This is a genomic window from Prevotella merdae, assembly GCF_900290275.1.
Lineage (GTDB): Bacteria > Bacteroidota > Bacteroidia > Bacteroidales > Bacteroidaceae > Prevotella > Prevotella merdae.
In genome coordinates this window covers 983,008-1,007,931 of the sequence record NZ_LT985324.1, presented here as the reverse complement: position 1 = coordinate 1,007,931, position 24,924 = coordinate 983,008, and the positions used below count along the sequence as shown (strand labels likewise).

20 protein-coding genes are annotated in these 24,924 nt (G+C 43.4%); 16 read left to right on the top strand and 4 right to left on the bottom strand.

Features of this window, described 5'->3' with window-relative positions; genetic code table 11:
- Positions 1-144 precede the first annotated feature (144 nt).
- The 11 genes from C9991_RS10760 to C9991_RS10710 all read left to right on the top strand — a co-directional run bounded on the left by C9991_RS10760 (position 145) and on the right by C9991_RS10710 (position 10,005).
- Positions 145-1,539 (top strand): SLC13 family permease, encoded by a 1,395-nt coding sequence (locus C9991_RS10760; RefSeq protein WP_106812509.1) that lies wholly within the window; start codon positions 145-147, stop codon positions 1,537-1,539.
- Positions 1,540-1,577: 38 nt separating this feature from the next.
- Positions 1,578-2,555: a 6-phosphofructokinase gene (gene pfkA, locus C9991_RS10755; RefSeq protein ID WP_106812508.1), complete on the top strand. Its 978-nt coding sequence runs from the start codon at positions 1,578-1,580 to the stop codon at positions 2,553-2,555.
- A gap of 152 nt (positions 2,556-2,707) precedes the next feature.
- Positions 2,708-4,234, top strand: a complete 1,527-nt coding sequence (atpD, locus tag C9991_RS10750) for a F0F1 ATP synthase subunit beta (protein WP_106812507.1) — start codon at positions 2,708-2,710, stop codon at positions 4,232-4,234.
- Positions 4,235-4,263: 29 nt separating this feature from the next.
- Positions 4,264-4,506 (top strand): ATP synthase F1 subunit epsilon, encoded by a 243-nt coding sequence (gene atpC, locus C9991_RS10745; RefSeq protein WP_106812506.1) that lies wholly within the window; start codon positions 4,264-4,266, stop codon positions 4,504-4,506.
- A 15-nt stretch (positions 4,507-4,521) separates the two neighbouring features.
- On the top strand, positions 4,522-4,950 hold the full coding sequence (locus tag C9991_RS10740; protein ID WP_106812505.1) for a hypothetical protein: 429 nt from the start codon (positions 4,522-4,524) through the stop codon (positions 4,948-4,950).
- A 6-nt stretch (positions 4,951-4,956) separates the two neighbouring features.
- Positions 4,957-6,012: a F0F1 ATP synthase subunit A gene (gene atpB / locus C9991_RS10735; RefSeq protein ID WP_106812504.1), complete on the top strand. Its 1,056-nt coding sequence runs from the start codon at positions 4,957-4,959 to the stop codon at positions 6,010-6,012.
- 55 nt (positions 6,013-6,067) lie between these two features.
- Positions 6,068-6,310 carry an ATP synthase F0 subunit C gene (gene atpE, locus C9991_RS10730; RefSeq protein WP_094879854.1) on the top strand — a complete coding sequence of 81 codons (243 nt, stop codon included), beginning with the start codon at positions 6,068-6,070 and terminating at the stop codon, positions 6,308-6,310.
- 50 nt (positions 6,311-6,360) lie between these two features.
- The gene (atpF, locus tag C9991_RS10725) at positions 6,361-6,879 is read left to right on the top strand and encodes a F0F1 ATP synthase subunit B (RefSeq protein WP_106812503.1); all 519 of its coding nucleotides are present in this window, start codon (positions 6,361-6,363) and stop codon (positions 6,877-6,879) included.
- A gap of 9 nt (positions 6,880-6,888) precedes the next feature.
- Complete coding sequence (locus tag C9991_RS10720; protein WP_106812502.1) at positions 6,889-7,422, top strand: F0F1 ATP synthase subunit delta; 534 nt, start codon at positions 6,889-6,891, stop codon at positions 7,420-7,422.
- Positions 7,423-7,440: 18 nt separating this feature from the next.
- Entirely contained in the window at positions 7,441-9,027 is a 1,587-nt protein-coding gene (gene atpA, locus C9991_RS10715) for a F0F1 ATP synthase subunit alpha (RefSeq protein WP_106812501.1), read from the top strand.
- Positions 9,028-9,033: 6 nt separating this feature from the next.
- Entirely contained in the window at positions 9,034-10,005 is a 972-nt protein-coding gene (locus C9991_RS10710; protein WP_106812500.1) for a F0F1 ATP synthase subunit gamma, read from the top strand.
- A 68-nt stretch (positions 10,006-10,073) separates the two neighbouring features.
- Here the strand turns inward: C9991_RS10710 and C9991_RS10705 are convergent, their stop codons facing one another.
- The 4 genes from C9991_RS10705 to C9991_RS10685 all read right to left on the bottom strand — a co-directional run bounded on the left by C9991_RS10705 (position 10,074) and on the right by C9991_RS10685 (position 14,933).
- Entirely contained in the window at positions 10,074-11,360 is a 1,287-nt protein-coding gene (locus C9991_RS10705) for a serpin family protein (protein WP_232823312.1), read from the bottom strand.
- 104 nt (positions 11,361-11,464) lie between these two features.
- Positions 11,465-11,722 (bottom strand): hypothetical protein, encoded by a 258-nt coding sequence (locus tag C9991_RS10700; RefSeq protein ID WP_106812499.1) that lies wholly within the window; start codon positions 11,720-11,722, stop codon positions 11,465-11,467.
- A gap of 826 nt (positions 11,723-12,548) precedes the next feature.
- Complete coding sequence (locus C9991_RS10690; RefSeq protein WP_106812497.1) at positions 12,549-13,835, bottom strand: Na+/H+ antiporter NhaC family protein; 1,287 nt, start codon at positions 13,833-13,835, stop codon at positions 12,549-12,551.
- Between the two features lie 36 nt (positions 13,836-13,871).
- Positions 13,872-14,933, bottom strand: coding sequence for a LacI family DNA-binding transcriptional regulator (locus C9991_RS10685; protein WP_106812496.1), 1,062 nt, complete (start codon positions 14,931-14,933; stop codon positions 13,872-13,874).
- Between the two features lie 201 nt (positions 14,934-15,134).
- Here C9991_RS10685 and C9991_RS10680 point away from each other — a divergent pair, with 201 nt between their 5' ends.
- The 5 genes from C9991_RS10680 to purD all read left to right on the top strand — a co-directional run bounded on the left by C9991_RS10680 (position 15,135) and on the right by purD (position 24,876).
- The gene (locus C9991_RS10680) at positions 15,135-18,659 is read left to right on the top strand and encodes a sensor histidine kinase (protein ID WP_106812495.1); all 3,525 of its coding nucleotides are present in this window, start codon (positions 15,135-15,137) and stop codon (positions 18,657-18,659) included.
- A 156-nt stretch (positions 18,660-18,815) separates the two neighbouring features.
- Positions 18,816-19,709 carry a serine O-acetyltransferase gene (locus C9991_RS10675; protein ID WP_106812494.1) on the top strand — a complete coding sequence of 298 codons (894 nt, stop codon included), beginning with the start codon at positions 18,816-18,818 and terminating at the stop codon, positions 19,707-19,709.
- A gap of 36 nt (positions 19,710-19,745) precedes the next feature.
- Positions 19,746-21,281: a THUMP domain-containing protein gene (locus C9991_RS10670; RefSeq protein WP_106812493.1), complete on the top strand. Its 1,536-nt coding sequence runs from the start codon at positions 19,746-19,748 to the stop codon at positions 21,279-21,281.
- On the top strand, positions 21,271-23,493 hold the full coding sequence (locus C9991_RS10665; RefSeq protein WP_106812492.1) for a S9 family peptidase: 2,223 nt from the start codon (positions 21,271-21,273) through the stop codon (positions 23,491-23,493). Before C9991_RS10670 ends, C9991_RS10665 begins: the two co-directional genes overlap by 11 nt.
- A gap of 114 nt (positions 23,494-23,607) precedes the next feature.
- Positions 23,608-24,876, top strand: coding sequence for a phosphoribosylamine--glycine ligase (gene purD, locus C9991_RS10660; protein ID WP_106812491.1), 1,269 nt, complete (start codon positions 23,608-23,610; stop codon positions 24,874-24,876).
- The last annotated feature ends 48 nt before the right edge of the window (positions 24,877-24,924 follow it).

Here is a 24,924-nt window from a genome sequence, read left to right as displayed (position 1 = left end):
TATTTTCTCTACCTACTATAAGGTATATGTTTGTTTACGTTTGAATTAAAACTCTGTTAATCGGGTGTAAAAAAAACTGGTTAAATGTTGGTTGATTAGGATATTTTTGTACCTTTGCAATTGTTAAATCTCAGTACGTTGTATATGACAATTGTAATTGCTACCATACTTATTTTGGGGTATTTCTTGATAGCAACCGAGAAATACACCAACGTGAACAAAGCTGCAGTAGCCATCTTTGTAGGAACTCTTGGCTGGATATTGTATATATGTTATGGTACTGATTTTGTAATGAGTCAGCACGCCAACGAGTATCTGACATTCTTGAATGGAGCCGAATCAACCTCTGCTTTGGTTAAGCAATTTATTGCTCAGAACGTTTTCTTGAAATATGTAGGCAAGGCATCAGAGATAGTGTTGTTTCTTCTTGCTACAATGACTATTGTAGAGATTCTACAGAATAATGGTTGTCTTGACTTTATTTCCCAACTACTTCGCACACGCAGCAGTCAAAAAATGTTGTGGATGTTGTCGATAACAACCTTTGTGTTGTCGGCAAATCTTGACAATCTTACAACCACAGTTATGATGCTTACTATTATGCATGGAATTGTGAGTAGACAGCGTCCACGCATTATATATGGTTGTGCTATAGTGTTATCGGCCAATTGTGGAGGAGCCTTGACCGTTATTGGCGACCCAACAGGCTTATTGTTATGGAATACCGGTGCAGTTACCGCAACCAATTATTCGGCAACACTTGCATTGCCATGTCTTGTGGCTTGGGCATTGCCCGTGTGGTGGATAGGAAGAGGATTGCCCTCACGTATAGAGACAGAAAGAATAACCTTGCCATATAGAGGCGATGACACACGCTTGAATGTATGGCAACGTATGCTAATGCTTTTTGTGGGTATTGGCGGTCTGTGGTTTATCCCTACATTCCATACAATTACAAAGCTTAGTCCGTTCCTTGGAGCCCTTTGTGTGCTTGCCGTTTTGTGGATAGTAAACGAGATGGTAAACCGCAAACTGATGAATGCCGACCAAATGATACAGCGCCGTGTACCAAGAGTGTTGCAGTATGGCGTTATACAAATGATATTGTTTGTATTGGGCATTATGCTTGCGGTAGGTGTGGTTAAGGAAACAGGAGTCGGCGTAACAGTATGCAACTTTATGGCCAATTATACAGACAATCTATTTGTTGTTGGTTTCCTAACACAAATCGTTAGCGCATTTGTAGACAACTTTGCTACGGCGATGCCAATGATTTCGCTGCATGATGCCAATCTTGTAGCTGCAACCGGAGACTGTTGCTCATCATCATTACAGTATATGCAGAATGGAGCCTACTGGAAAATGATAGCTTTTGCAGCTGGAGTTGGCGGAAATATACTGTGTACGGGTTCGGTAAGTGGCTTGGCTTTGATGAAGATGGAGCGTATACGCCTGTCATGGTATTTCAGGATTGTAGGATGGAAGGCACTTGTGGGATCAACAATAGGTCTTGCAATAATGTATATGATATTATATTAAATAGGTAATTAATCAAATAATGTAAAATATAGGGTATTATGTCAAGAATTAAGACAATTGGAATACTTACCTCGGGTGGAGACGCTCCTGGTATGAATGCAGCAATTCGTGCTGTCACTCGCGCAGGCATTTGTAATGGCTTCAACATTAAGGGTATATACCGTGGCTATGATGGCTTGATTAATGGTGAGATAGAAGACTTTACAACAGAAAATGTAAGTGGTATCATCATGTCTGGCGGTACCATACTTAAGACTGCGCGCAGTAAGGAGTTCATGACAGACGAGGGTAAGGAGAAGGCTTATGAGCAGATTCAGGCTAATGGCATTGACGCTCTTGTTGTAATTGGGGGTAATGGTTCGTTGACTGGTGCAATGGAGTTTGCAAAGAAATATGACATTTGTTGTATTGGTTTGCCGGGAACTATCGATAATGATCTCTATGGTACCGACTCTACTATTGGTTATGACACTACCATGAACACAATTGTTGAGTGTGTAGACCGCATCCGTGATACAGCACAAAGCCACGAGCGCATCTTCTTTATTGAGGTTATGGGACGTGATGCTGGTTTCCTTGCACAGAACTCGGCTATTGCCAGTGGTGCTGAAGCTGCAATCATTCCAGAAGATTCTACAGACGTTGACCAGTTGGCACGTTTCATGGAACGTGGTATACGTAAGTCGAAGAAGAGTTGTATTGTAATCGTATCAGAGAGTCCTAAGTGTGGCGCCATGTATTATGCTGAGCGTGTAAAGAACGAGTTCCCGCAGTATGACGTGCGTGTGTCTATACTTGGTCACTTGCAGCGTGGTGGACGTCCAAGTGCTCATGACCGAATACTTGCATCTCGTACTGGTGTAGGAGCTATTGAGGCTATCCAGCAGGGACAACGCAATGTTATGATAGGTGTGCGCAACAACGAGATTGTATATGTTCCGTTGAGTGAGGCTATACGTAGCGACAAGCCATTTGACCGCAAGCTTATCAAGGTACTTGATGAATTGAGCATCTAAAAATATTGTCGATTCAGAACTTCTGATGTTCTGAATCGACAAAGAAAATGTACTATTTGGTGCTTTTATGTACAATAATGTTTAAATATTTTTTTTAAATAAATTATTGTTGTTATATTTGCATCAGATTATAAAATTTAAACAAATATACTATGTCACAAATCAACGGGCGCATCTCGCAGATTATTGGCCCGGTAATCGACGTTTACTTCGATACCGCTGGCAAGAACCCTGAAGAGGTGTTGCCTAAAATCCACGAAGCTCTTAAGCTTAAGCGTCCTAACGGACAGGAGCTTATCATTGAGGTGCAGCAGCATATCGGTGAAGATACCGTACGTTGTGTCGCAATGGACAACACTGACGGATTGCAGCGCGGCTTAGAGGTAGTTCCTACTGGCAACGCTATCATGATGCCAGCAGGTGAACAGATCAAGGGCCGTATGATGAATGTTATCGGTCAGCCTATTGATGGTATGAGCACACTCAATATGGAGGGAGCTTATCCTATCCATCGTGAGGCACCTAAGTTTGAAGACTTGTCTACCCACAAGGAGATGCTTGCTACTGGTATCAAGGTGATTGACCTCTTGGAGCCTTATATGAAAGGTGGTAAGATTGGTCTGTTCGGAGGTGCCGGTGTAGGTAAGACTGTGCTTATCATGGAGCTTATCAACAACATTGCCAAGGGACACAATGGCTATTCGGTATTTGCTGGAGTAGGCGAGCGTACACGTGAGGGTAACGACCTTATCCGCGATATGCTTGAGTCTGGAGTTATCCGCTACGGCGAGAAATTCAAGAAGGCAATGGAGGAAGGCAAGTGGGATCTATCGCTTGTTGACCCAGAAGAACTTAAGAAGAGCCAAGCAACTCTTGTATATGGACAGATGAATGAGCCGCCAGGAGCACGTGCTTCAGTGGCATTATCTGGTTTGACTGTAGCCGAGGAGTTCCGTGACCATGGAGGCAAAGATGGCGAGGCTGCTGATATTATGTTCTTCATCGACAACATATTCCGTTTTACTCAGGCAGGTTCTGAGGTTTCGGCCCTTCTTGGTCGTATGCCTTCAGCCGTAGGTTATCAGCCTACACTTGCAAGTGAGATGGGACAGATGCAAGAGCGTATTACTTCTACAAAGAAAGGATCTATTACCTCAGTACAGGCTGTATATGTGCCTGCCGACGACCTAACCGACCCTGCACCAGCAACTACCTTTACTCACCTTGACGCTACAACGGAGCTTTCGCGTAAGATAACCGAGCTTGGTATCTATCCTGCCGTTGATCCTCTGGGCTCTACATCTCGTATTCTTGACCCGCTGATTGTTGGTAAGGAACATTATGAGTGCGCTCAGCGTGTAAAGCAGATTCTTCAGCGTTATAAGGAACTTCAGGACATTATCGCTATCCTTGGTATGGACGAGCTTTCTGACGAGGACAAACTGACTGTGAACCGTGCACGTCGTGTGCAGCGTTTCCTTTCTCAGCCGTTCGCAGTTGCAGAGCAGTTCACAGGTGTTAAGGGTGTGATGGTATCTATAGAGGACACCATTAAGGGCTTTAATATGATTCTTGACGGTGAGGTAGACGACCTACCAGAGCAGGCATTCCTTAACGTTGGTACCATAGAGGACGCTATTGCGAAGGGTAAGAAACTTCTTGAGGCTGCTAAGGGTTAATCCACTCAAACACTAAATTCTTGTGAATTATGAGTTTAAATCTAAGAATCGTCTCTCCTGAGAAAGTGGAGTTCGTAGGACAGGTAGACCGTGTTGTTGTACCTGGCACAAGTGGCGAGTTTGAGATACTTGCCAACCATGCACCTATCATTTCCACACTCAATAACGGACGTATTGCTTTTTTTGACTCAGAAGGCGAGCATGAGGTGAAGACAACGGGTGGTTTTGTTGAAGTACAGAAAAACAACGTTAATGTTTGTGTTGAACTTTAATGAAACAATGTTGACATGCTGAAAAATACAGAGACAACAAGATTAAGCCGACGCTATGCTTTGCAGACAGTAGTGGCTGTAACAGTGTTGTCGTTGGGTGTTATCTCCATGCACATGTTTGCTCATGTTGACGGACTTGTCTCTCCTCTAGTTGTAAGTGTGGTTTTTGCCCTTGTGGTGGAGCTGATTGACATCTATTTATGGAAGAGAATTGCAGACGCAAATGAAAAGATGCTTCCTACATATTTCTCGGCTGTATCAGGATTCAGAATGCTGTTGGCTCTATTCACTCTCTTGGGTTGCTACATTGCTGTTGGTCGCGACGCCATGCTTGAATATTGTTTGGTGTTTATGGTCTTCTATCTATGGATGATCGTACATCACTCTTTGTTCTTCTCGCGCCTAACCAATTCGCATACTGAGTGTGACAAAGAAAATAAATAAACGATAATGAAACAGATCAAGTCATTATTACTCCTCTTGGTATTGGCATTGATGCCTACCTTCGCCTTTGCGGAAGAAGCGGGTCATGACGGAAAGTCGCTTGATATACCTACAACGGTACTTGAGCATCTGTCCGATTCATATGAGTGGCATATAGCCTCTTACGAGGGCAAGAGTTTGAGCATACCGTTGCCAATAATAGTTAGAAGCTCAAATACCGGTGAATGGTCGTTCTGTACAGAAAGCACTTTGCCGAAGAATTTCTTCTTCGACGCAGAGCATCATGGCAAAATATATGAAAATATGCCTGATGGTTCGAAGGTGCGTCCACTTGACCTTAGCATTACGAAGACCGTTGCTCAGATATGGATTGTAGTGTTCATATTGATAGCAGTATTCCTCTCTTGCGCACACTGGTATAAAGGTAAAGACGAGAGAAGTGAGGCTCCTGGCGGATTTGTTGGAATGATGGAGATGTTCGTCATGACTATTTATGACGACGTGATAAAGGCGTCAATAGGCGAGAAGCATTTCAAGCCGTTCGCTCCTTATTTGCTCACGGTATTCTTCTTTATCTTTACGACAAACATTCTTGGTTTGCTGCCAATATTCCCAGGTGGTGCCAATGTGACGGGAAACATCAATGTGACGTTCTTCCTTGCCATCTGCACTATGATTGCCATAAACCTCTTTGGCAATAAGGAGTATTGGAAAGATATCTTTTGGCCACATGTGCCGGTATTCCTTAAGGCTTATCCGGTGCCATTGATGCCAGTTATCGAATTCTTCGGTGTTTTCACCAAGCCGTTCGCTCTTATGGTTCGTCTCTTTGCCAATATGATGGCAGGTCACGCAATTATATTGAGTTTCACATGCGTTATCTTCCTTGGATGGTCGATGGGCGTGGGTTACGGTATCGGTTTGAACCTCGTAAGTGCTATAATGATGCTCTTCATGAACTGTCTTGAAGTGCTTGTGGCATTCATTCAGGCTTATGTCTTCACTTTGTTGAGCGCCGTGTTCATCGGTCTTGCCCAGAAGGAAGAGGAGGCTGAGGCTTAATAAACAAATAGATTAAACAACAAAAAAAATAACAACTAAAAAATTTTAAACAACTATGATTATTTCATCACTTTTGGCTGCTGAAGGTCTGGCACAGCTGGGCTGCGGTCTTGGAGCAGGTATTGCAGTTATTGGCGCAGGTTTGGGTATTGGCAAGATTGGCGGTAGCGCCATGGATGCTATTGCACGTCAGCCTGAGGCTTCTGGCAAGATTCAGACAAACATGATTCTTACCTCTGCTTTCGTTGAGGGTTGTGCATTGTTCGCTATCGTAGCTTGTGCGTTCCTTATCAAGTAAGGTGTCGTGCTCTTACGTAATAGGAACACAGAGTTCGTAAAATATTGCAAATGGATTTTAGTACATTGCCATCAATATTAACTCCTGACCTTGGACTCCTCTTCTGGATGCTTCTGGCATTCTTAGTAGTGTTCTTCGTGCTCGCCAAGTTCGGCTTCCCCGCTATTATCGTTATGGTAGACAAGCGCAAGAAGTACATCGACGAGAGTCTGTCCAAGGCGCAGAAGGCTGCTTCCCAACTTGAGAATATCAAGCAGGAAAGTGAGTCTATGCTTCAGGAAGCACGAGAGAAGCAAGCCATTATTCTAAAAGAGGCTGCATCTACTCGTGAAGCTATCGTGGCACAGGCTCAGGAGAAAGCTCGTGAGGAAAGCGCCCGCATCATTAATGATGCTAAGGCAGAGATTGAAAGCCAGAAACAGGCTGCAATCAGCGAGATTCGCCAGCAGGTAGCTGCGTTGAGTGTTGAGATTTCGGAGAAGGTCTTGCGCCAGAAACTCGGCACTGATAAGGCACAGATGGATTATATTAACCAGATGCTTGATGAAGTTACAGCTAATAATAAATAAGTATAAGCTATGGATTTAGGATTAATATCGGTCAGATATGCGCGTGCCTTGCTAAAGGCTGGCATTGAGGCTAAGGAGGCAGACAAGGTGTATGCAGATATGCAGACTCTTGTCCATAGCTACTCCACAACGCCTGCACTGAGGGTTACGATAGATAATCCCATGCTCTCGAAGAAGCAGAAGGAGAGTCTGCTCCTCACGGCATCAGCTGGAGGAACGTGCGACTTAACGAAGCGTTTTGTAGCCCTTGTGCTTAAAGAAGACCGTGAGAGTATCATGCAATTCATTGCCAACTCGTTTGTTACTCTGTACAGAAAGCATAACAATCTAATCAGTGCTAAACTAACGACTGCTTGCCCCATCGACTCTAACACAGAGAAGAAGATGCGACAGTTGGTTGAGGGAAGGACAAATGGCACAGTTGAGTTCCAGACCGAGGTTAATCCTAATATAATAGGTGGATTCGTGCTCGAATATGACACCTATCGTATGGATGCCAGCGTGAAGAGACAGCTCAACACCATTCTGTCACAGCTTAATTAATTAACTTTAAAAAAGTATATGTCAGATAAAATAAAACCAAGCGAAGTGTCACAGGTGCTTCTCGAACAACTTCAAGGCATTAACAATAGCCAGAAGTTTGACGAGGTAGGAACCGTGCTTGAGGTCAGCGATGGTGTAGCTCGTATATATGGTCTGCGCAATGCTGAAGCCAACGAACTTCTCGAATTTGAGAATGGCACCATGGCAATCGTTATGAACCTTGAGGAGGACAACGTAGGTTGTGTGCTCCTTGGTTCTACTGAGGGCATTAAGGAGGGCATGGTTGTTAAGCGTACCAAGCGTATCGCTTCTATACGCGTAAACGACAATATGCTCGGACGTGTCATCAACCCTCTTGGTCAGGCAATTGACGGCAAGGGTGAGATAGACATGACTGGTGCTTTTGAGATGCCGCTTGACCGTAAGGCTCCAGGTGTTATCTATCGTCAGCCGGTTAAGGAGCCATTACAGACAGGCTTGAAATCGGTTGACTCGATGATTCCTATCGGTCGTGGTCAGCGTGAGCTTATTATTGGTGACCGTCAGACTGGTAAGACGGCTATTGCCGTAGATACCATTATCAATCAGAAGAGTTTCTACGAAGCAGGTAAGCCAGTTTACTGTATTTACGTAGCCATTGGTCAGAAGGCTTCTACTGTTGCAGCTCTTGTTGAGAACTTGAAGCAGCACGGCGCAATGCCTTACACAATAATTGTGGCTGCTACTGCTGCCGATCCTGCAGCTATGCAGTATTATGCACCATTTGCAGGTGCTGCTATTGGCGAATATTTCCGCGATCGTGGTTATTCGGCACTTGTAGTATACGATGACCTTTCTAAGCAGGCTGTTGCTTATCGTGAGGTATCTTTGATTCTTCGTCGTCCTTCAGGACGTGAGGCTTATCCTGGTGATGTGTTCTATTTGCATTCACGTTTGTTGGAGCGTGCAGCACGTATCAACGATCAGCAAGAGGTAGCCGAGCAGATGAACGACCTGCCAGAATGTATGAAGGGTCATGTAAAGGGTGGTGGTTCTTTGACAGCCCTTCCTATCATCGAGACTCAGGCTGGTGACGTTTCTGCCTATATTCCTACCAATGTAATTTCTATTACAGATGGTCAGATTTACCTTGAGAGTGACCTCTTTAACCAGGGTTTCCGTCCTGCTGTTAACGTTGGTATCTCGGTATCGCGTGTAGGTGGCTCGGCTCAGATAAAGAGTATGAAGAAGGTAGCTGGTACATTGAAGATAGATATGGCTCAGTATCGTGAGCTTGAGGCTTTCTCAAAGTTCTCAAGTGATATGGATGCCGTTACAGCCATGACTATCGACCGTGGTCGTAAGAACAACCAACTTCTTATCCAACCACAGTATAGTCCGATGCCAGTAGGTGAGCAGATTGCCATAATCTATTGTGGAACTCACGGTTTGATGCATAACGTGCCAGTAGAGAAGGTACGTGAGTGTCAGGAGACTTTCCTCGATAAGATGCGCTCACAGCATGCAGATGTCATAGATACTTTGGCAAGTGGTAAGATTGACGATTCGCTAACAGCTGTTCTCGAACAGACTATGGCTGATGTAGCAGGTCAGTATAAAAAGTAATAGCTTATGCCGTCGCTCAAAGAAATCAAAAACAGACTCACATCGGTCAACAGTACACGTAAGATTACGAGTGCTATGAAGATGGTGGCTTCTTCCAAGCTCCATCATGCCCAGCAGATGATTGAGAACATGCTTCCCTACGAGACGATGCTTGAGCATATCCTCAAGACTTTTCTCGCTTCAGAGGCAGATGCTACAACCGTATTCAATGTTGAGCGTCCTGTGAAGCGTGTAGCTTTGGTGGTATATGCTTCCAACAGTAGTTTGTGTGGAGGATTCAATGCAAATGTCATTCGTCTGCTTCAGCATATTGTTGACGAGTATTCTGAGAAATTGGGCAAGGACAATATTATTGTCTACCCAATAGGACGAAAGGTTGCTGAGAAGACGGCTAAAATGGGGCTTCATGTGGCTGGCGATTTTACTGGTCTTGCCGAAAAGCCAAACGTGAAGCAATGTATTGAAATAGCCCGTGAGATAGGGCAGAAGTTTGTAAGTGGTGAGATAGATCGTGTAGAGATGATTTATCATCATTTCAAGAGTGCAGGATCGCAGATACTTACTCGCAAGAACTTCCTTCCTATTGACATTACCGAGGAGTTGAAGCGCGACCGATCTCGCGACCTTAACTCTACGGTAACCTCAAAAGAGGCGCAAGAGTATCTTAAGAAAAAAGCTTCTGTACAGGAACAAAAGCAAGAGGATAATGTTCGTCCGCTCAACGATAACTTCATTGTTGAGCCTGACATGAATACAGTTCTCTCACAGCTTATCCCTAAGTACTTGCATTTGATGCTTTACACAGCTCTGCTCGACAGTATAGCCAGTGAGCATGCCGCTCGTATGGTAGCAATGCAGACAGCTACTGACAATGCCGACGAGATTCTTCGTGAGCTTAATCTTCAGTACAACAAAAGCCGTCAGCAGGCTATTACTAACGAATTGCTTGACATTGTGGGTGGTAGTGTTAACAGCTAAAACACACAACAGTATAAACAAAAATAGTGACAACCAATTGGTTGTCACTATTTTTGTTTAAATACTATTTATAGATTATCGCCTGTATATTGACCGATAAAGAATATAGCTCCGGTATGACGTTCGGTTATTAAGTAAACAAAGGGATGATCGGCATGAAATTCGACTCTTCGTGGTTGTTCAGATGGAAATGCCGACATCATCATTACACCAGCTGTAACTGCTGCAGCTTTTGTTCCTTCCTCGCTTACCTCAATCTTTGCCTTTTGGAGCATAGATGATATGAACATTGGTGTGTCGGATATCTTACTAAAGTCAGCCTGGCTTGATATAAACATAGAAGGCGCACCAAGGTTGGATATAGGTTTGTTGAGCTGAGTTTCGGTAGAGGTACTGAATCGAGGCAATTTCAAATCAACGATACACTTCTCCATCTTGTTATTCAACTCAGACAGTTTTTCAGCGTTAAGCTTTTCCATTATCTCGGTTGTTGACTTGCCGTTGTGTGGAAGAATAACCGTCATATTATATGTGCCGTTGCCATAAGGCAGGTTAATGGCAGAGAAATCCTCCTGTTCGACAAAGTCGAACTTAGCGTTTTGATGCATCATATCCACACGCTTTATATCACGTGTATAACCTTTAAATGGCTCTTTCTTGGTGTCGTTCTTGTCGAATTTCTTATCCCATGTACCATTGAAGTAGATGGCATTCATAATAACAGCGATAGCGTTTGGGTTAAGCTGATTTATGATTGAAGGAATCATACCATTAGTTTGTTTGTCACACCAATTGTTGATTCGTTTAAGAGCGTCGCCTGCAAAATTCATACTCTCAACTTGCGCGTTGTATGTTTGCGACATAGCCTGCTTATACTTATCCTTTATGCTTATTTGCTGGTTTACAGCGATGCAGTTGGCAATGTTTACAGTAGTCTGCTTGTCGAGAGTTGAAGCAGTATTGATAATTGCCTTGTAAGCCTCGTTCAAAGTTTCTAACGAAACATCGTTCATGCCCAATGTTTTCATTATCTCTGTCTGAGTGTTTCCTTCAGCACCATTGGCAAGCATACCCATAAGATATGCCACGCTTAGAGGAGACACAACTTTAGAGTCCATTCCAGCCTGAGTGCGGAACAGATTAAGTGCAAAAGTATTTCCTTTGTTCACAGCCGAAAGTTGTTCGTCAGACAGTATAAGATAGCTGTTATCCATATCTTCCATGTTTTGAATATTATCTGGCTTTACCACGACATTATCTTTTTGTACTTTGTTAGATGATGCACACGAAGTGATAGCTAAAGCCGTAAGACCTATCATAGTGGTAGTCTTTACACTGTTTTTATTAATCTTCATATCCTTATTATGTTTATATTATATCTATTGTTTGCTTTATAGTAAAATACGACAGCAGATATTTTATTGTATGATATGATAAGTAATTAACATTATTTTGTTTTCTACTCTTCCAGATTAGACAGGCTGCTTGCAAAACGATGCAAGAAATTGGATGAAGCCTCAACAGGTGCGAAGAAGAAGTACTTCATGCAATTCTTTACCGTCTTCATCATTGCTTTCGAGTTGTTGGCAAGGAAGATAGTTGATTTCTGACTTATCTTCCATTCCTCAATGTCAATACGTATTGGTTTCTCCAATGCTTCGATAGCTATTTTATGGGCACTTGGTTCCATCTTGTTCACGAAAGGAATCTCATCCATTTCAAATCCAAAGATATCAATAAGAACTGCATCTTATACATATTCCACTCCGCAGGCGACGCAATACAATTTGGTCTCAGCAACAACACTGTTATAGTAATAAAACAGTCAACATCTATTTTTATTTTTACTTTCTCTGCTGCACACCTGCTTTTTCTTCTGACAGCTCCTTTATCATATTTCCTCACATTCGCTTNTCAATAAGAATGCTTCCTTCAAGTTGCGCCATACGTGTTAGGTTTAGCTTGCGTAACCAATTTTCCAATTTAACAAAATCGATTTTGTCACCATCCACCCTAAGATAGATGCCAATTCGGAGTATTGTAGCAAAAGACAAACCGTATGTCATGGTACATTCTGTTGCTTGCACGATGATGTCAAGCATATTAAGAGTCTCTACAGAAGCATCTGTCGATTGAGGCTCATTTTCTCTTATGCGTTTAAGACGAGCATTAAGAAAGCCGTTGCACATATGTGAAAGGCCTGCATCAGGAAGCTGTACAGAAGGTCTTGACCCCGTGGTTTGAGACTTGATGCCATAGCCTTCTTCATCCAATATCTTCTTGTATTTAAGTATAATGTCTTGTGGGATAAGCGCCTCGTTCTCCTTGTTTTTAGCAATACCATCAAAGATGACACCAACAACATTGTGAATATTGGCAATATGAAATATCACCTCCCACTTAAACTTAGACATTGGCTCTATAACCTCGTTTTCGCCGAAAGCGCCAAGTCGCAACAGTCGTAGAAAGTTTCTCTTAATAATATTCATGTCGGTACATTATTATTAATGTGGTTTTCTTTTTTTTGCGCCTTTGCGCCAAACTTATGAGTATCTTCTAGGCAGACGCAATAAAATAGCAGACACAACGCATATGGCAAGTACGAAAGGGTAGTACAAGTAAGGAATTATGTTTACCGGATTAACCTTTGACAGTCCTGATGCCATCAGCATTTGTGCTCCATATGGTATAATAGCTTGCATGCAGCACGAGCATGTGTCAAGCAGACTGGCAGTCTTTCGACGGTCAAGTCCATACTTCTCGCCAATACGCTTTGCAATATTTCCAACAGATATTATGGCCACAGTATTGTTTGCTGTGCAGATGTCAATTACAGCCACCAGTAGACCTATTACAGCTTCGGCACCACGTTTGCCTTTTATGCGCGAAGATATAGATTCTATGATATATTCTACACCTCCCTTGCTTTTTACTATCTCGAACAAACCACCGGCAAGCATGGTTACAATAATAAGTTCGCCCATACCCATAATGCCGTCTCCCATAGAGTGCATCCAGTCAAATAAGTTAGTGGTTCCTGTTGCAATACCAACAATACCAGTTAATGAAATGCCTAAAACAAGTACAGTCATAACATCAAGCCCGGCTATTGCAGTTATAAGTACAGCAAAGTAGGGAATCACCTTCACAATATTGGCCCCATGAGTGCAAGTATTGGTATGCAGGTCGGTTCCTAAAAATGTGTATATGGCAAGAGTAATGATAGCAGCAGGCAAAGTGATGAAGAAGTTGACACGGAACTTGTCTTTCATACTGCATCCCTGCGAACTTGTGGCAGCTATCGTTGTATCAGAAATAAATGAAAGGTTGTCGCCAAAGAAAGCTCCGCCCACTACTATTGCAGTTAGAAGTGCAGAACTCATACCCGTAGATTGTGCAAGTCCTGCGGCAATAGGTACAAGGGCAACAATAGTGCCTACACTTGTACCTATCGACAGACTGATAAAACACGTTGCAAGAAACAATCCTGGCAACAACATATTGTCTGGAAGTATAGACAGCATAACGTTTACCGTAGCGTCTACAGCTCCTATCATTTTTGCGGCATTGGCAAAGGCTCCAGCAAGAATAAAGATCCACAACATCAGCATTATGTTGCGAGCGCTGGCACCACGGCTAAATGTGTCAATGCTGTTTTTAAGACCCTTGCCATATGCAGCCATGCCTACAGCATAGATACTTGATAGCATAAAGGCCACGCTGATGGGCATTTTATAGAAGTCGCCTGCCACTATAGATGTGACAAGATATATAAAAATAAACACCAGTAGCGGACTAAGTGCCAGAAATCCTTTCTTGTTGTTTGCCATAATTTATAAAGAGCTAATTTGTAAACGAATCACAGTCTACAACTGTGTACGTCGATAGAAGTCTACATTTTCTTTTGTGAGCAATTCTATAGGCATATAGTTTACTGGTTGCACCTTCTTGCGTAGCACGATAGCTTTAAACAAAGTGTCAACACAGCTATATCCTTGTTGATATCCATGCTGGGCGATAAGGAAAGAGATGCTGTCTTGACGCAGACATTCAGCATTCTTTGCAACCATGTCATATCCCATAATCTGTATGTCGCGAATATTGTTGCGCAGCAAGTACTCGCCTATAATATGAGCTTTAGAATTGAGCGTTATGCAATGGTGCACATCAGGATGCTTCTCAAAGAACTCCTTAATCATGCTGTCGTATTCGCTTCGTGTTCCTTTGAATGGGATGCAGAACTCTGTGATTTTGATATTAGGGAAGTGGTCGTGCATATAGTGACGAAATCCAACCTCTCTGTTTACCTGCTGCTTACTTGTAACGCGTCCGTCCTTTATTTGTTTAAATAGCATTATCTCCTTTTGGTTAGAAGCTATAAGCATAAGCATCTTTGCTGCGAAATAGCCACTACAGAAAGAATCTTGTCCAAAGAAAGACAGAGGCTTAAGGTCTGGCATATAAGAGTCGAGCATGATAAATGGAATCTGTAGCTCGTGCAGTTTGTCTGTGAATTCTCTTGTTACTTCGATTTCGGCAGGGACAATAATCACTCCATTAGGATTAGAACTAAGACATTCTTTGTATTTTTCGATGAAAGAAGCATTGTTGAATCGCTCGTAATACAGCAGTTTCACATCGATATGAAAGTCGCGTCTCACGTCAATTGCTTTTTTTACGCCTTGTTCTATTTCCTCCCAATAAGCTTCCGATTCATGTTGGGGTAGAAGCATATTGAATACATATGACTTGTTGTAAGCCAATGCGCTGGCATAGACATTCGGCTGATAATTCATCTCTTTTAGTGCTTCTTCAACCTTTTCTCTTGCTGGTTTTGAAACATTAGGACGGTTGTGCAGCACTCTGTCTACGGTACCTACAGAGACCCCTGCTCTTTCTGCGATGTCTTTAATTCTTATTTTCTCCATTTACTATTGACGAGGTTCACTTGGTTATTTTGATTAATTTTGCTTGCAAAGGTACGACAAAAACTTGAATTGTGTGAATGCACAGCCTATTTTTTGTGGCTTTAACATAAAAATATTTACATCTAATTATTGAGGTTGATGTTTTTTGTATATCTTTGTAATCATTAATTGCCAAGTACTTATTTTATATATATTGATATAATGGGTAAACACGTACAACCTTCACGTTATGTACATATACTTTTAATGTTGCTTTTGTTGGGCACATTTACTGCATGTGGACCTGATAATATCAGGCCAAAAGTAAACCGCCTTAACGACGCAGCCTATTCTTATCATTATCGCAGCCTTGATTCTACACAGCATTTTGCTTCTCAGGCTTTGGCTATGTCGGCTTCGTATCCTAATGGCAAGGCCGAAGCGCTTAACAATCTCGCTTTTGTAAATATAGTTAGGATGAATTATGCCAAGGCCGACACAATGCTTAACGAGGTGCTTCAAAACACAGACAATCAGCTTGAGTTGTTGGTTGCCAATGTACAGCTTATGCGATTGTGCCAACGCCGTTCCGAGAACAAGAACTTTTATCATTACACCCAACAGGCGCAAGAGTGTATGAGGCGTCTTCAAGAAGATGAGAACTTGCTTGATGCACGTCAGCAACGTCGTCTTGTATACGCAAAATCCGAATATTCCATAGTGTTTTCTACCTACCTTTATTATGTAGGCCAACATCTTAAATCTTCAGAGGTTTTGTCGGAGATTGACCCAGTCGGACCTATTGTTAAGGATACTGCCCAACTGCTTGCTTACTATTATAATATAGGTGCCGGAGGAGTGCTTAACGCACGTTCTCATGATGAACTTATGCAGTCGGAATTTGATTATCTTATGCGTTGCTATCTACTGTCGCGCCAATATAATTACAACTTTTGGGAGGCCAACTCCATGCAGGCTATAAGCGAACATCTACAAGTGTACAGCGATAGACGTAAGCTTATGCAAAACAACGTGCAAGAGATTGATTACTTAAATGTATATATGATGCCAGACAGTTTGCTGGCTGGTAACCTTGCCCAGCGTGCTCTTGAGATATTCGAGCAATATGGCGATGTTTATCAAACAGCAGGTGCATGGCGTACCTTGTCTGAGGCCTATCGCTCGATATCCGATTATCAATCGGCTTTAGTGTGTTTGGAGAATGCCTTAAAGCGAGATACAGCCATTAATGCGGCTCCTGATTTGGTGGCCTCTATACGTGAGCAGTTAAGCATAGTGTATGCTGCAATCGACAATAAGGCACAAAGCGACTATAATCGCAATATCTACCTTGACTTACAAGACTACTCTCGACAAGATCGATTCTTGGAGGCTCGTGCCGAACAACTTAATGTCTCATTACGACAGCTTGACATGATGATAGTTGCCGTTATAGTAATTATTGTCCTCATTGTGGTTATGCTCGTCTATTTTGGTTATTGGCGACACAAGCACAACAATGTACCTTCAATAGACGAATTAAGGAAGCCTCTTGACGAGTGGAAAAAGGATAGCCTGAAGCGAATAGAAAGCCTGAAGGATGCTGTTGAAGAAACAAAAGAGGACACATTAGTAAGTGCCAATAAACTAAACCGTCTTAGAGAGCGCAATATAGAACAACGCGCCAAGGTGTGGCTTGCCTCTACGGTAACGCCATTAATTAGTCGTATGCAACGCGAGATAGCAACCCTTAGATTGGTTGGACGTTCGGAAAAGCGTAAGGCATGTATGGACTACATAATGCAACTCTTAGACTCAATAGACGCAAGCAACAGACAATTGACTCATTGGATACAACTGAAGCAAGGCGATTTTCAACTACGTGTGGAGAGTTTCTGCCTTGCCCAACTGTTTGAGATGTTAAAGCAGAACTCTATGACATTCAGATTGCACGGAATTGATTTGGACGTAAAAAGTACCGATTCTGTCGTTAAGGCAGACCGCGTACTTACATTGTTCATGCTCAATACTATGGTTGAAAACGCTCGCCGTTATACTCCCTCTGGTGGTGTCGTTTCTGTTTCTTCTGTTGATACAGATGAATATGTGGAAATATCTATAGCCGATAACGGTTGTGGTATGACAGACGAGCAGGCGAGTGATGTTTTTAAGCATAAGTTGATAAACGACACTACCAATACAGACACAGAACATGGACATGGTTTTGGATTGATCAACTGCAAGGGAATTATCGAAAAGTATCGCAAGCTTAGTGCCATCTTTAAAGTATGTACCATTGGTGTAGAAAGCAAGATAGGTGTAGGTAGCCGATTCTATTTTCGCTTGCCAAAAGGAATTGTCCGTATAGCTATTGTTGCCATAATGCTTGCAGGAGGCTCGCAATTGTTTGCCAACAATATTGAAAAGAAAGAATTGGCCACAGCTCGTGCTAATGCTTTTGCCGATAGTGCATATTTCTCTAATGTAAAAGGAAATTACATGCGGACAATATCGTTTGCCGATAGCTGTTTGCATTACCTCAATCAATCGTATGCCATGGCGCATCCTGCTGCAACAAGAAAGTCAAAGTTGCTTCGGCTCAATGGCGATTATCCAGCAAAGGCAGCCGAACTGACATGGCTGCGTGATAGCGCGAAAGTTGATTTCAACATAATCCTCGATATTCGTAACGAGACAGCTGTGGCCGCTCTTGCCTTGCACAAATGGAACTTGTACAATTACAACAATACTGTTTACACTCAGCTGTTTAGAGAGGTTAGTGCCGACAACACTTTGGCATCGTATGTCTATACTATGCAGAAGGCCAACAACAACCGCAACATAGCCATTATTATGCTTGTTGCCTTGTTACTTGGCATATTCCCGGCATATTATCTTCTGTATTATCGTCAACGTATGCATCTGCATTTGTATATAGACCAAATCAACTCTATAAACAATGTGCTAAAGGATAAGCATACCACAACCGACTATAAATTGCATAAGATAGATGAGATATGGAAACTTAACGGGCAAGATGCCAAAAACGATGCTTTGTCGTATACAGCAAAAAAATGTCCAAAAGTGTTTTTGTCACTTTTTAATGAGATACGTTCTTGCCTTGAAGAGGATAATAAGCTTGTTGGCAAACTGGCAGACGCGCAAAATGATGCTTCCGATCAATTGCGCCGTGTAGAAATGGATAGTGACAGATTGTATGTGTCGTGTAATGTACTTGACAATTGCTTGTCGTCGTTGAAGCACGAAACCATGTATTATCCTTCACGCCTAAAACAATTAATTGCGTCAGAGGATTCGACGGTAGATGATAATGTTCTTGCCGAACTGGCTGAATATTACAAAACCCTGTATACAACTCTGATTTCGCATGCCGCAAATGTGTTGAATACCGCCGGTACGCTTGCTGCTCCAAATGTGTCCATCAACTTGCTGCTTGCCATTCTTCGTAAAAAGAATAAGGGCAAAAAACCAAAGATAGTAGAGCGTGAAACGGCCGACAACTATATAGATGTAGACATAATATTGGATTCATTGTACGCAATATCGCCTGTTGGCTTGTTCTCGTCGTTAACCCCAGATGTCGACTTCCTTGTTTGCTGTCAAATAATGCGCGACTTGGGAGAATATACCGGGGCGCGGGCATGTGGTATATCCGCACGTTCGGATAACGGTACATTGCTTGTTTCGCTTAAAATGCCAAGCGCCATATGGCAAGGTGTGCGTTAGCGATTAAATAAAAAGAAATGTAATAATTTGGACAATTATGTGCGATTTCTTGATTATTATTAGTAATTTTGTGCCATAAAAGTTAAGCTATAGCTTTTGTTGCCCCATTACCAATATAGACAGGGAGAAACTTATTGAAAATTCGAACAGAAACAAATGAGTGACAATAACTTAATGCAAACGCTCGCCACAACGGTGGACAAGTTGTCCAACCCCCAATCTTTTAAGGGGCTATTCCATCCGCATCGTGACGGCAATCCTTTACCTTCGGGGAAAATCCTCGAAGAGATAGTTATGTTGTTAAGGGCGATTCTTTTTCCTGGCTACTATGGCAATTCTTCGGTTAACATACATACGCTTCATTATCATATAGGTGTAGATGTGGAACGACTCTACCACTTGTTGAGTCAACAGATTCAGGCTGGATTATGTTTTATGGAATATAATGCTGACGATAAGTGCAATTGCAATATCAAGCAAATTGCCCACAAACTGTCGTCGCAACTTATTGAGCGACTACCAGCTATACGCGAGGTGTTAAGTACTGATGTAATTGCGGCTTTCAACGGCGACCCAGCTGCCGAAAGCACAAGTGAGGTAATATCTTGCTATCCTATAATCAAGACCTTGACCAACTATCGTGTAGCACATGAGCTGGCGTTGCTTGGTGTGCCTCTAATTCCAAGAATGCTGACAGAGCTTGCACATTCTGAAACAGGTATAGACATACATCCTAACGCAAGGATAGGAAAGTATTTCACAATAGACCATGGCACGGGTGTTGTGATAGGTGCAACATGTGTTATTGGTGATAATGTGAAAATATACCAGGGTGTTACGCTTGGCGCAAAGAGCTTTCCGCTTGATGCGGAAGGCAATCCTATAAAAGGAATTCCACGTCATCCAATTATCGGCAACAACGTTATTATATATGCCAATGCCACGGTTCTTGGACGTATAACAATTGGCAACGGGTGTGTAATAGGCGCAAACATGTGGGTTACTGAAGACATGCAGGCCGACACTATTAAACGATGTGAAACAACATAGCATTAGATAAAGAAAATAAAACAGTTTACTAAAAATATGAATGATTTTGAACTTATTGCCAAGACCTTTATGGGCCTGGAGCCCGTCCTGGCAAAAGAACTTACACAGATTGGTGCTAATAATGTGCAGATTGGTAGACGTATGGTTTCGTTTACCGGTGACAAGGAGATGATGTATCGCGCTAATTTCCAGCTTCATACTGCAATACGTATTCTTAAACCTATTGCCAAATTCAAGGCTGCTTCTGCCGATGATGTCTATGAAGAAATTAAGAAGATAGACTGGAGCCAGTATATCGAGAAGGGAAAAACATTCTCGGTTGACTCTGTTGTTTATTCGGAGGAGTTTAGAAATTCGCGCTTTGTGACATATAAGGTTAAGGATGCCATTGTCGACCAGTTCCGCGAGAAGACTGGCACACGTCCAAATATCTCAGTAAGCAACCCTGATATTCGTCTAAATATTCATATAGCCGAGACTGCCGCAACACTATCACTCGACTCAAGTGGCGAGTCGCTTCATCGTCGCGGCTATCGTCAGGAGTCTGTTGAGGCTCCTCTCAACGAGGTGCTTGCTGCCGGTATGATATTGATGACTGGTTGGAAGGGTGAGACCGATTTCATCGATCCGATGTGTGGCTCAGGTACATTGGCTATCGAGGCTGCGCTTATTGCACGCAACATGAGCCCGGGTGTATTCCGCAAGGAGTTTGCTTTTGAGAAGTGGCCCGACTTTGATGCCGAGTTGTTTGACACTATTTATAATGACGACTCTCAGGAGCGTGAGTTTACACACCATATATATGGCTACGACATTGATATGAAGGCTGTAAATACAGCTCGTCTTAATGTTCGTGCTGCTGGTCTTTCTAAGGACATTACTATCGATTGTGCCGACTTCAAGGACTTTACCAAGCCTGCCGAGAAGAGTATACTCGTTGTAAATCCTCCTTATGGCGAACGTATCTCGACACCTAACCTCCTTAATACATACAAGATGATTGGCGAGCGTCTTAAGCACGCCTTCATGGGCAACGAGGCATGGGTTCTAAGCTATCGTCAGGAGTGTTTCGAGGCTATTGGTCTTAAGCCTTCAATCAAGATACCTGTATTCAACGGTTCGCTCGAATGCGAGTTCCGCAAGTACAGCATCTTTGATGGCACCATGAAGGAGTTCCGTCAAGAGGGTGGTATCGTTAAGACAGAGGATGAGAAACGCCAGATGGCCGAGAAGCATCGCTTTAAGAAGAACCGTGAGTTTAAAAAACGTCTTGATGAGGATGCAGAGAATGCCGAGGCAGATATTCGCTCATTCAAGTTCCGTTCTTTTGAGCGTCGCAAGGATAACGACGATAGACGTGGCTCATTTGGTGGCAAGCGCTTTAACCGTGATGAGGAGAAATCGTTTGGAGGCAAGCGCTTCGATCGTGATGAGGAGAAATCATTCGGCAAGCGTGGTGGCAAGTCATTCGGACGTGGACGTGATGGAGAAAAATCGTTTGGCAAGGGATTTAAAGGCGACCGTAAGGGTGGCAGAGGTTTCAATAAAAAAGGTTTTGACGATGAAGATTAAGTATCTATCAACACTATTGTTTGGCTTGTTTGCGTCGCTAACTGTTAGCGCACAACAGCTAAAGGAGTTCACTCTCGAAGACTTGAACTTTGGTGGACATAACTATTACAACATGGTTCCTAAGTCTCGCTATTGCACATGGTGGGGCGACCAGCTTGTGCGCCTTGAAGGCAACGCTTGCTATATAGTGAACAAGACCAACGGCAAGGAGACAAAACTCTTTGACAAGAGCGAAATAAACCAATGGATTGCTCCTACACGTTCCATTAAGGTTAATTCGCTTGGTGGTGCCAAGTTCCCATATGCCGACAAGTCGGTTGTGGTATTGCGCGATGGAGCTAACATCTATACCGTTGACTTCAATAAGCATAGTCTTGTAAGCGAGACTGAGATTGCCGATGGCGACAATCTGCTTGAGAGCAACTACAAGAGTGGCGCTATGGCTATCCTTCGTGACAACAATCTTTACGTGCGTCGTGGTGTCAAGGAGTGGCAACTCTCTAAGGATGGTTCACGCGAGATTGTATACGGACAGAGTGTTCATCGCGACGAGTTTGGCATCCATAAAGGCACTTTCTTCAGCAACGACGGCACTAAGCTTGCCTTCTATCGTATGGACCAGTCGATGGTGGTTGACTATCCTCAGGTAACTATCCCAGAGATAGATTATTTCAATCATCCAGAAACTCAGACTTGCAGCGCCGTAGCTGCTCCTGACAAATATCCTATGACTGGTGAGACATCGCACGAGGTTACTGTTGGCGTGTTCGACTCGGCTACCGGCAAGACAATATATCTTAAGGCTGGCAATCCTAAGGACCGCTACTTCACCAATATCTCATGGAGCCCAGACGACAAGACGATATATATGTTCGAGCTTAATCGCGACCAGAACGACTGCCGTCTTGTTAGCTACAACGCTACTACAGGCGAAAAGACTGGCGAGCTATATCGCGAAACCGACGAGAAGTATGTTGAGCCACAGCATCCTATAATGTTCTTGCCATGGGACAACAGCCAGTTTATAATGCAGAGCCAGAAGGATGGTTACAACCACCTTTATCTTTGCACTCTTGGCAAGCATGGCAGCCGCATGGCCCACAACACAGAGTCGCTTGATATCAAGCAGCTTACATCTGGCAAGTGGGTTGTGATGGAAGTACTTGGCTTTAACGCCAAGCGCAAGAGCATCATCATTGCCTCTAACGAGATTAATCCAATCCAGCGCAACCTCTTTGCCGTTGATGTTAAGACAGGCAAGCGCACTCGTGTAGACGAGACTGGCAATGGTTGGCATAATGGATTGTTGAGTGAGAGCGGAGCATTTGTATTCGACAAATACTCTTCGCCTGATGTTCCCAACAATATCGCTATTGTGAATACCGAGAATGGCAAAAAGCTTAGCTACTTCCATGCTGAGGATCCTTGGAAGGGATACAATGTTCCTGAGTATTCGTGCGGAACTGTTAAGGCTGCTGACGGCGAAACCGACCTTTACTGGCGTATGGTGAAGCCTACTAACTTCGACCCTAAGAAGAAGTATCCTACTATAATATATGTATATGGTGGACCTCACGCTCATAATGTTGACGCTCGTTGGCATTACTCTTCACGCTCATGGGAGACATACATGGCACAGAATGGCTATCTGCTCTTTATTCTCGACAACCGTGGTTCGGAGAATCGTGGCAAGGCATTTGAGCAGGCTACATTCCGCCAGCTTGGTCAGGAGGAGATGAAGGACCAGATGAAAGGTGTGGAATACTTGAAGACTCTGCCTTATGTTGATGCCGACCGCATTGGTGTACATGGATGGAGCTTTGGTGGCTTTATGACTATCTCGCTTATGACCAACTATCCCGATGTGTTTAAGGTTGGTGTAGCTGGTGGTCCAGTTATCGATTGGCATTGGTACGAGGTGATGTATGGCGAACGCTATATGGATACTCCTCAGACAAATCCAGAGGGTTACAAGAAGACATCATTGCTATACAAGGCAAAGGACCTCAAGGGTAAGTTGCAGATTATCACAGGCTACAACGACGCAACTGTTGTACCTCAACATTGCCTCACATTCATCAAGGCATGTATTGCAGCTGGCACACAGCCCGACTTCTTTGTCTATCCTGGCGAACCGCACAACATGCGCGGACATCAGAGCACTCATTTGCACGAGCGCATAAGCCAGTATTTCTTCGATTATCTGAAGTAAGGCTTTTATAATTAATATCAATAAAAAAAACTCAAGCGGCACACACTCTACTCTCCTCCCTATGTGGAGGAGTAGGGGGTGGGGCTACTGTTTAACATAAAAACAATATAAGAGATGAAAGTTCTTTTGTTGGGAAGTGGCGGCAGAGAGCACGCCTTGGCATGGAAGATCGCCCAAAGCGACAAGTGTGAAAAACTATACATTGCTCCCGGTAATGCCGGAACAGCAGAGGTAGGCGAGAACGTTGACATCAAGGCTGATGATTTTGAAGCTTTGAAACAATTCTGCGTTGATAATGCCATTGATATGGTTGTTGTAGGCCCAGAGGATCCATTGGTTAAGGGTGTATATGACGATTTCTGCGACGACGAGCGCACAAAGAACATTCCTGTTATAGGTCCGTCAAAAGCTGGTGCTGTGCTTGAAGGCAGCAAGGACTTTGCCAAGCGTTTTATGATGCGCCACAATATCCCTACTGCTAAGTATGAGACATTCGACGGCACAACACTTGAGGAGGGACTTAAGTTCCTTGAAACTCTCAAGGCTCCTTATGTGCTTAAGGCCGACGGTTTGTGTGCTGGCAAGGGCGTGCTTATTGTTCCTACTCTTGAGGAGGCTAAGAAGGAGCTTAAGGATATGCTTGGCGGTATGTTTGGCAACGCTTCTGCCCGCGTGGTTATTGAGGAGTTCCTCAGCGGTATTGAATGTTCGGTATTTGTGTTGACCGACGGCAAGAACTATAAGATATTGCCAGAGGCTAAGGACTACAAGCGCATTGGCGAGCACGATACTGGCTTGAATACTGGTGGTATGGGTAGCGTTACTCCAGTACCTTTTGCCGATGAGGCTTGGATGAAGAAGGTAGACGATCGTATTATCCGTCCTACAGTAGAGGGATTGGCCCAGGAAGGCATCGACTATAAGGGCTTTATCTTCTTTGGTTTGATTAATGTTGAAGGCGAGCCTATGGTTATCGAGTATAACTGTCGTATGGGCGACCCAGAAACCGAGAGCGTTATGCTTCGCCTTAAGAGTGATATAGTAGACCTTTTTGAGGGCGTTGCCGCAGGCGACCTCGATAAGCGAGAGATAGAATTTGACCCACGTGCTGCTGTATGCGTTATGCTTGTAAGCGGTGGCTATCCAGAGGCTTACAAGAAGGGCTTTGTAATTAATGGTCTCGACAAGGTTGAAGGTTCTGTTGTATTCCACTCGGGTACAGCCCTTAAGGATGGCAATGTAGTAACCAATGGCGGTCGTGTTATTGCTGTAAGCTCTTATGGCAAGGATAAGGCCGAGGCTCTTGCAAAGTCGTTTGAGGAGGCTCGCAAGATAGAGTTCGAGGGCAAGTACTTCCGTCGTGATATTGGTCAGGACCTATAAGCGAGAGCTAATAGACATCTAATTGACAACCCATTATCTTGGGTGAAG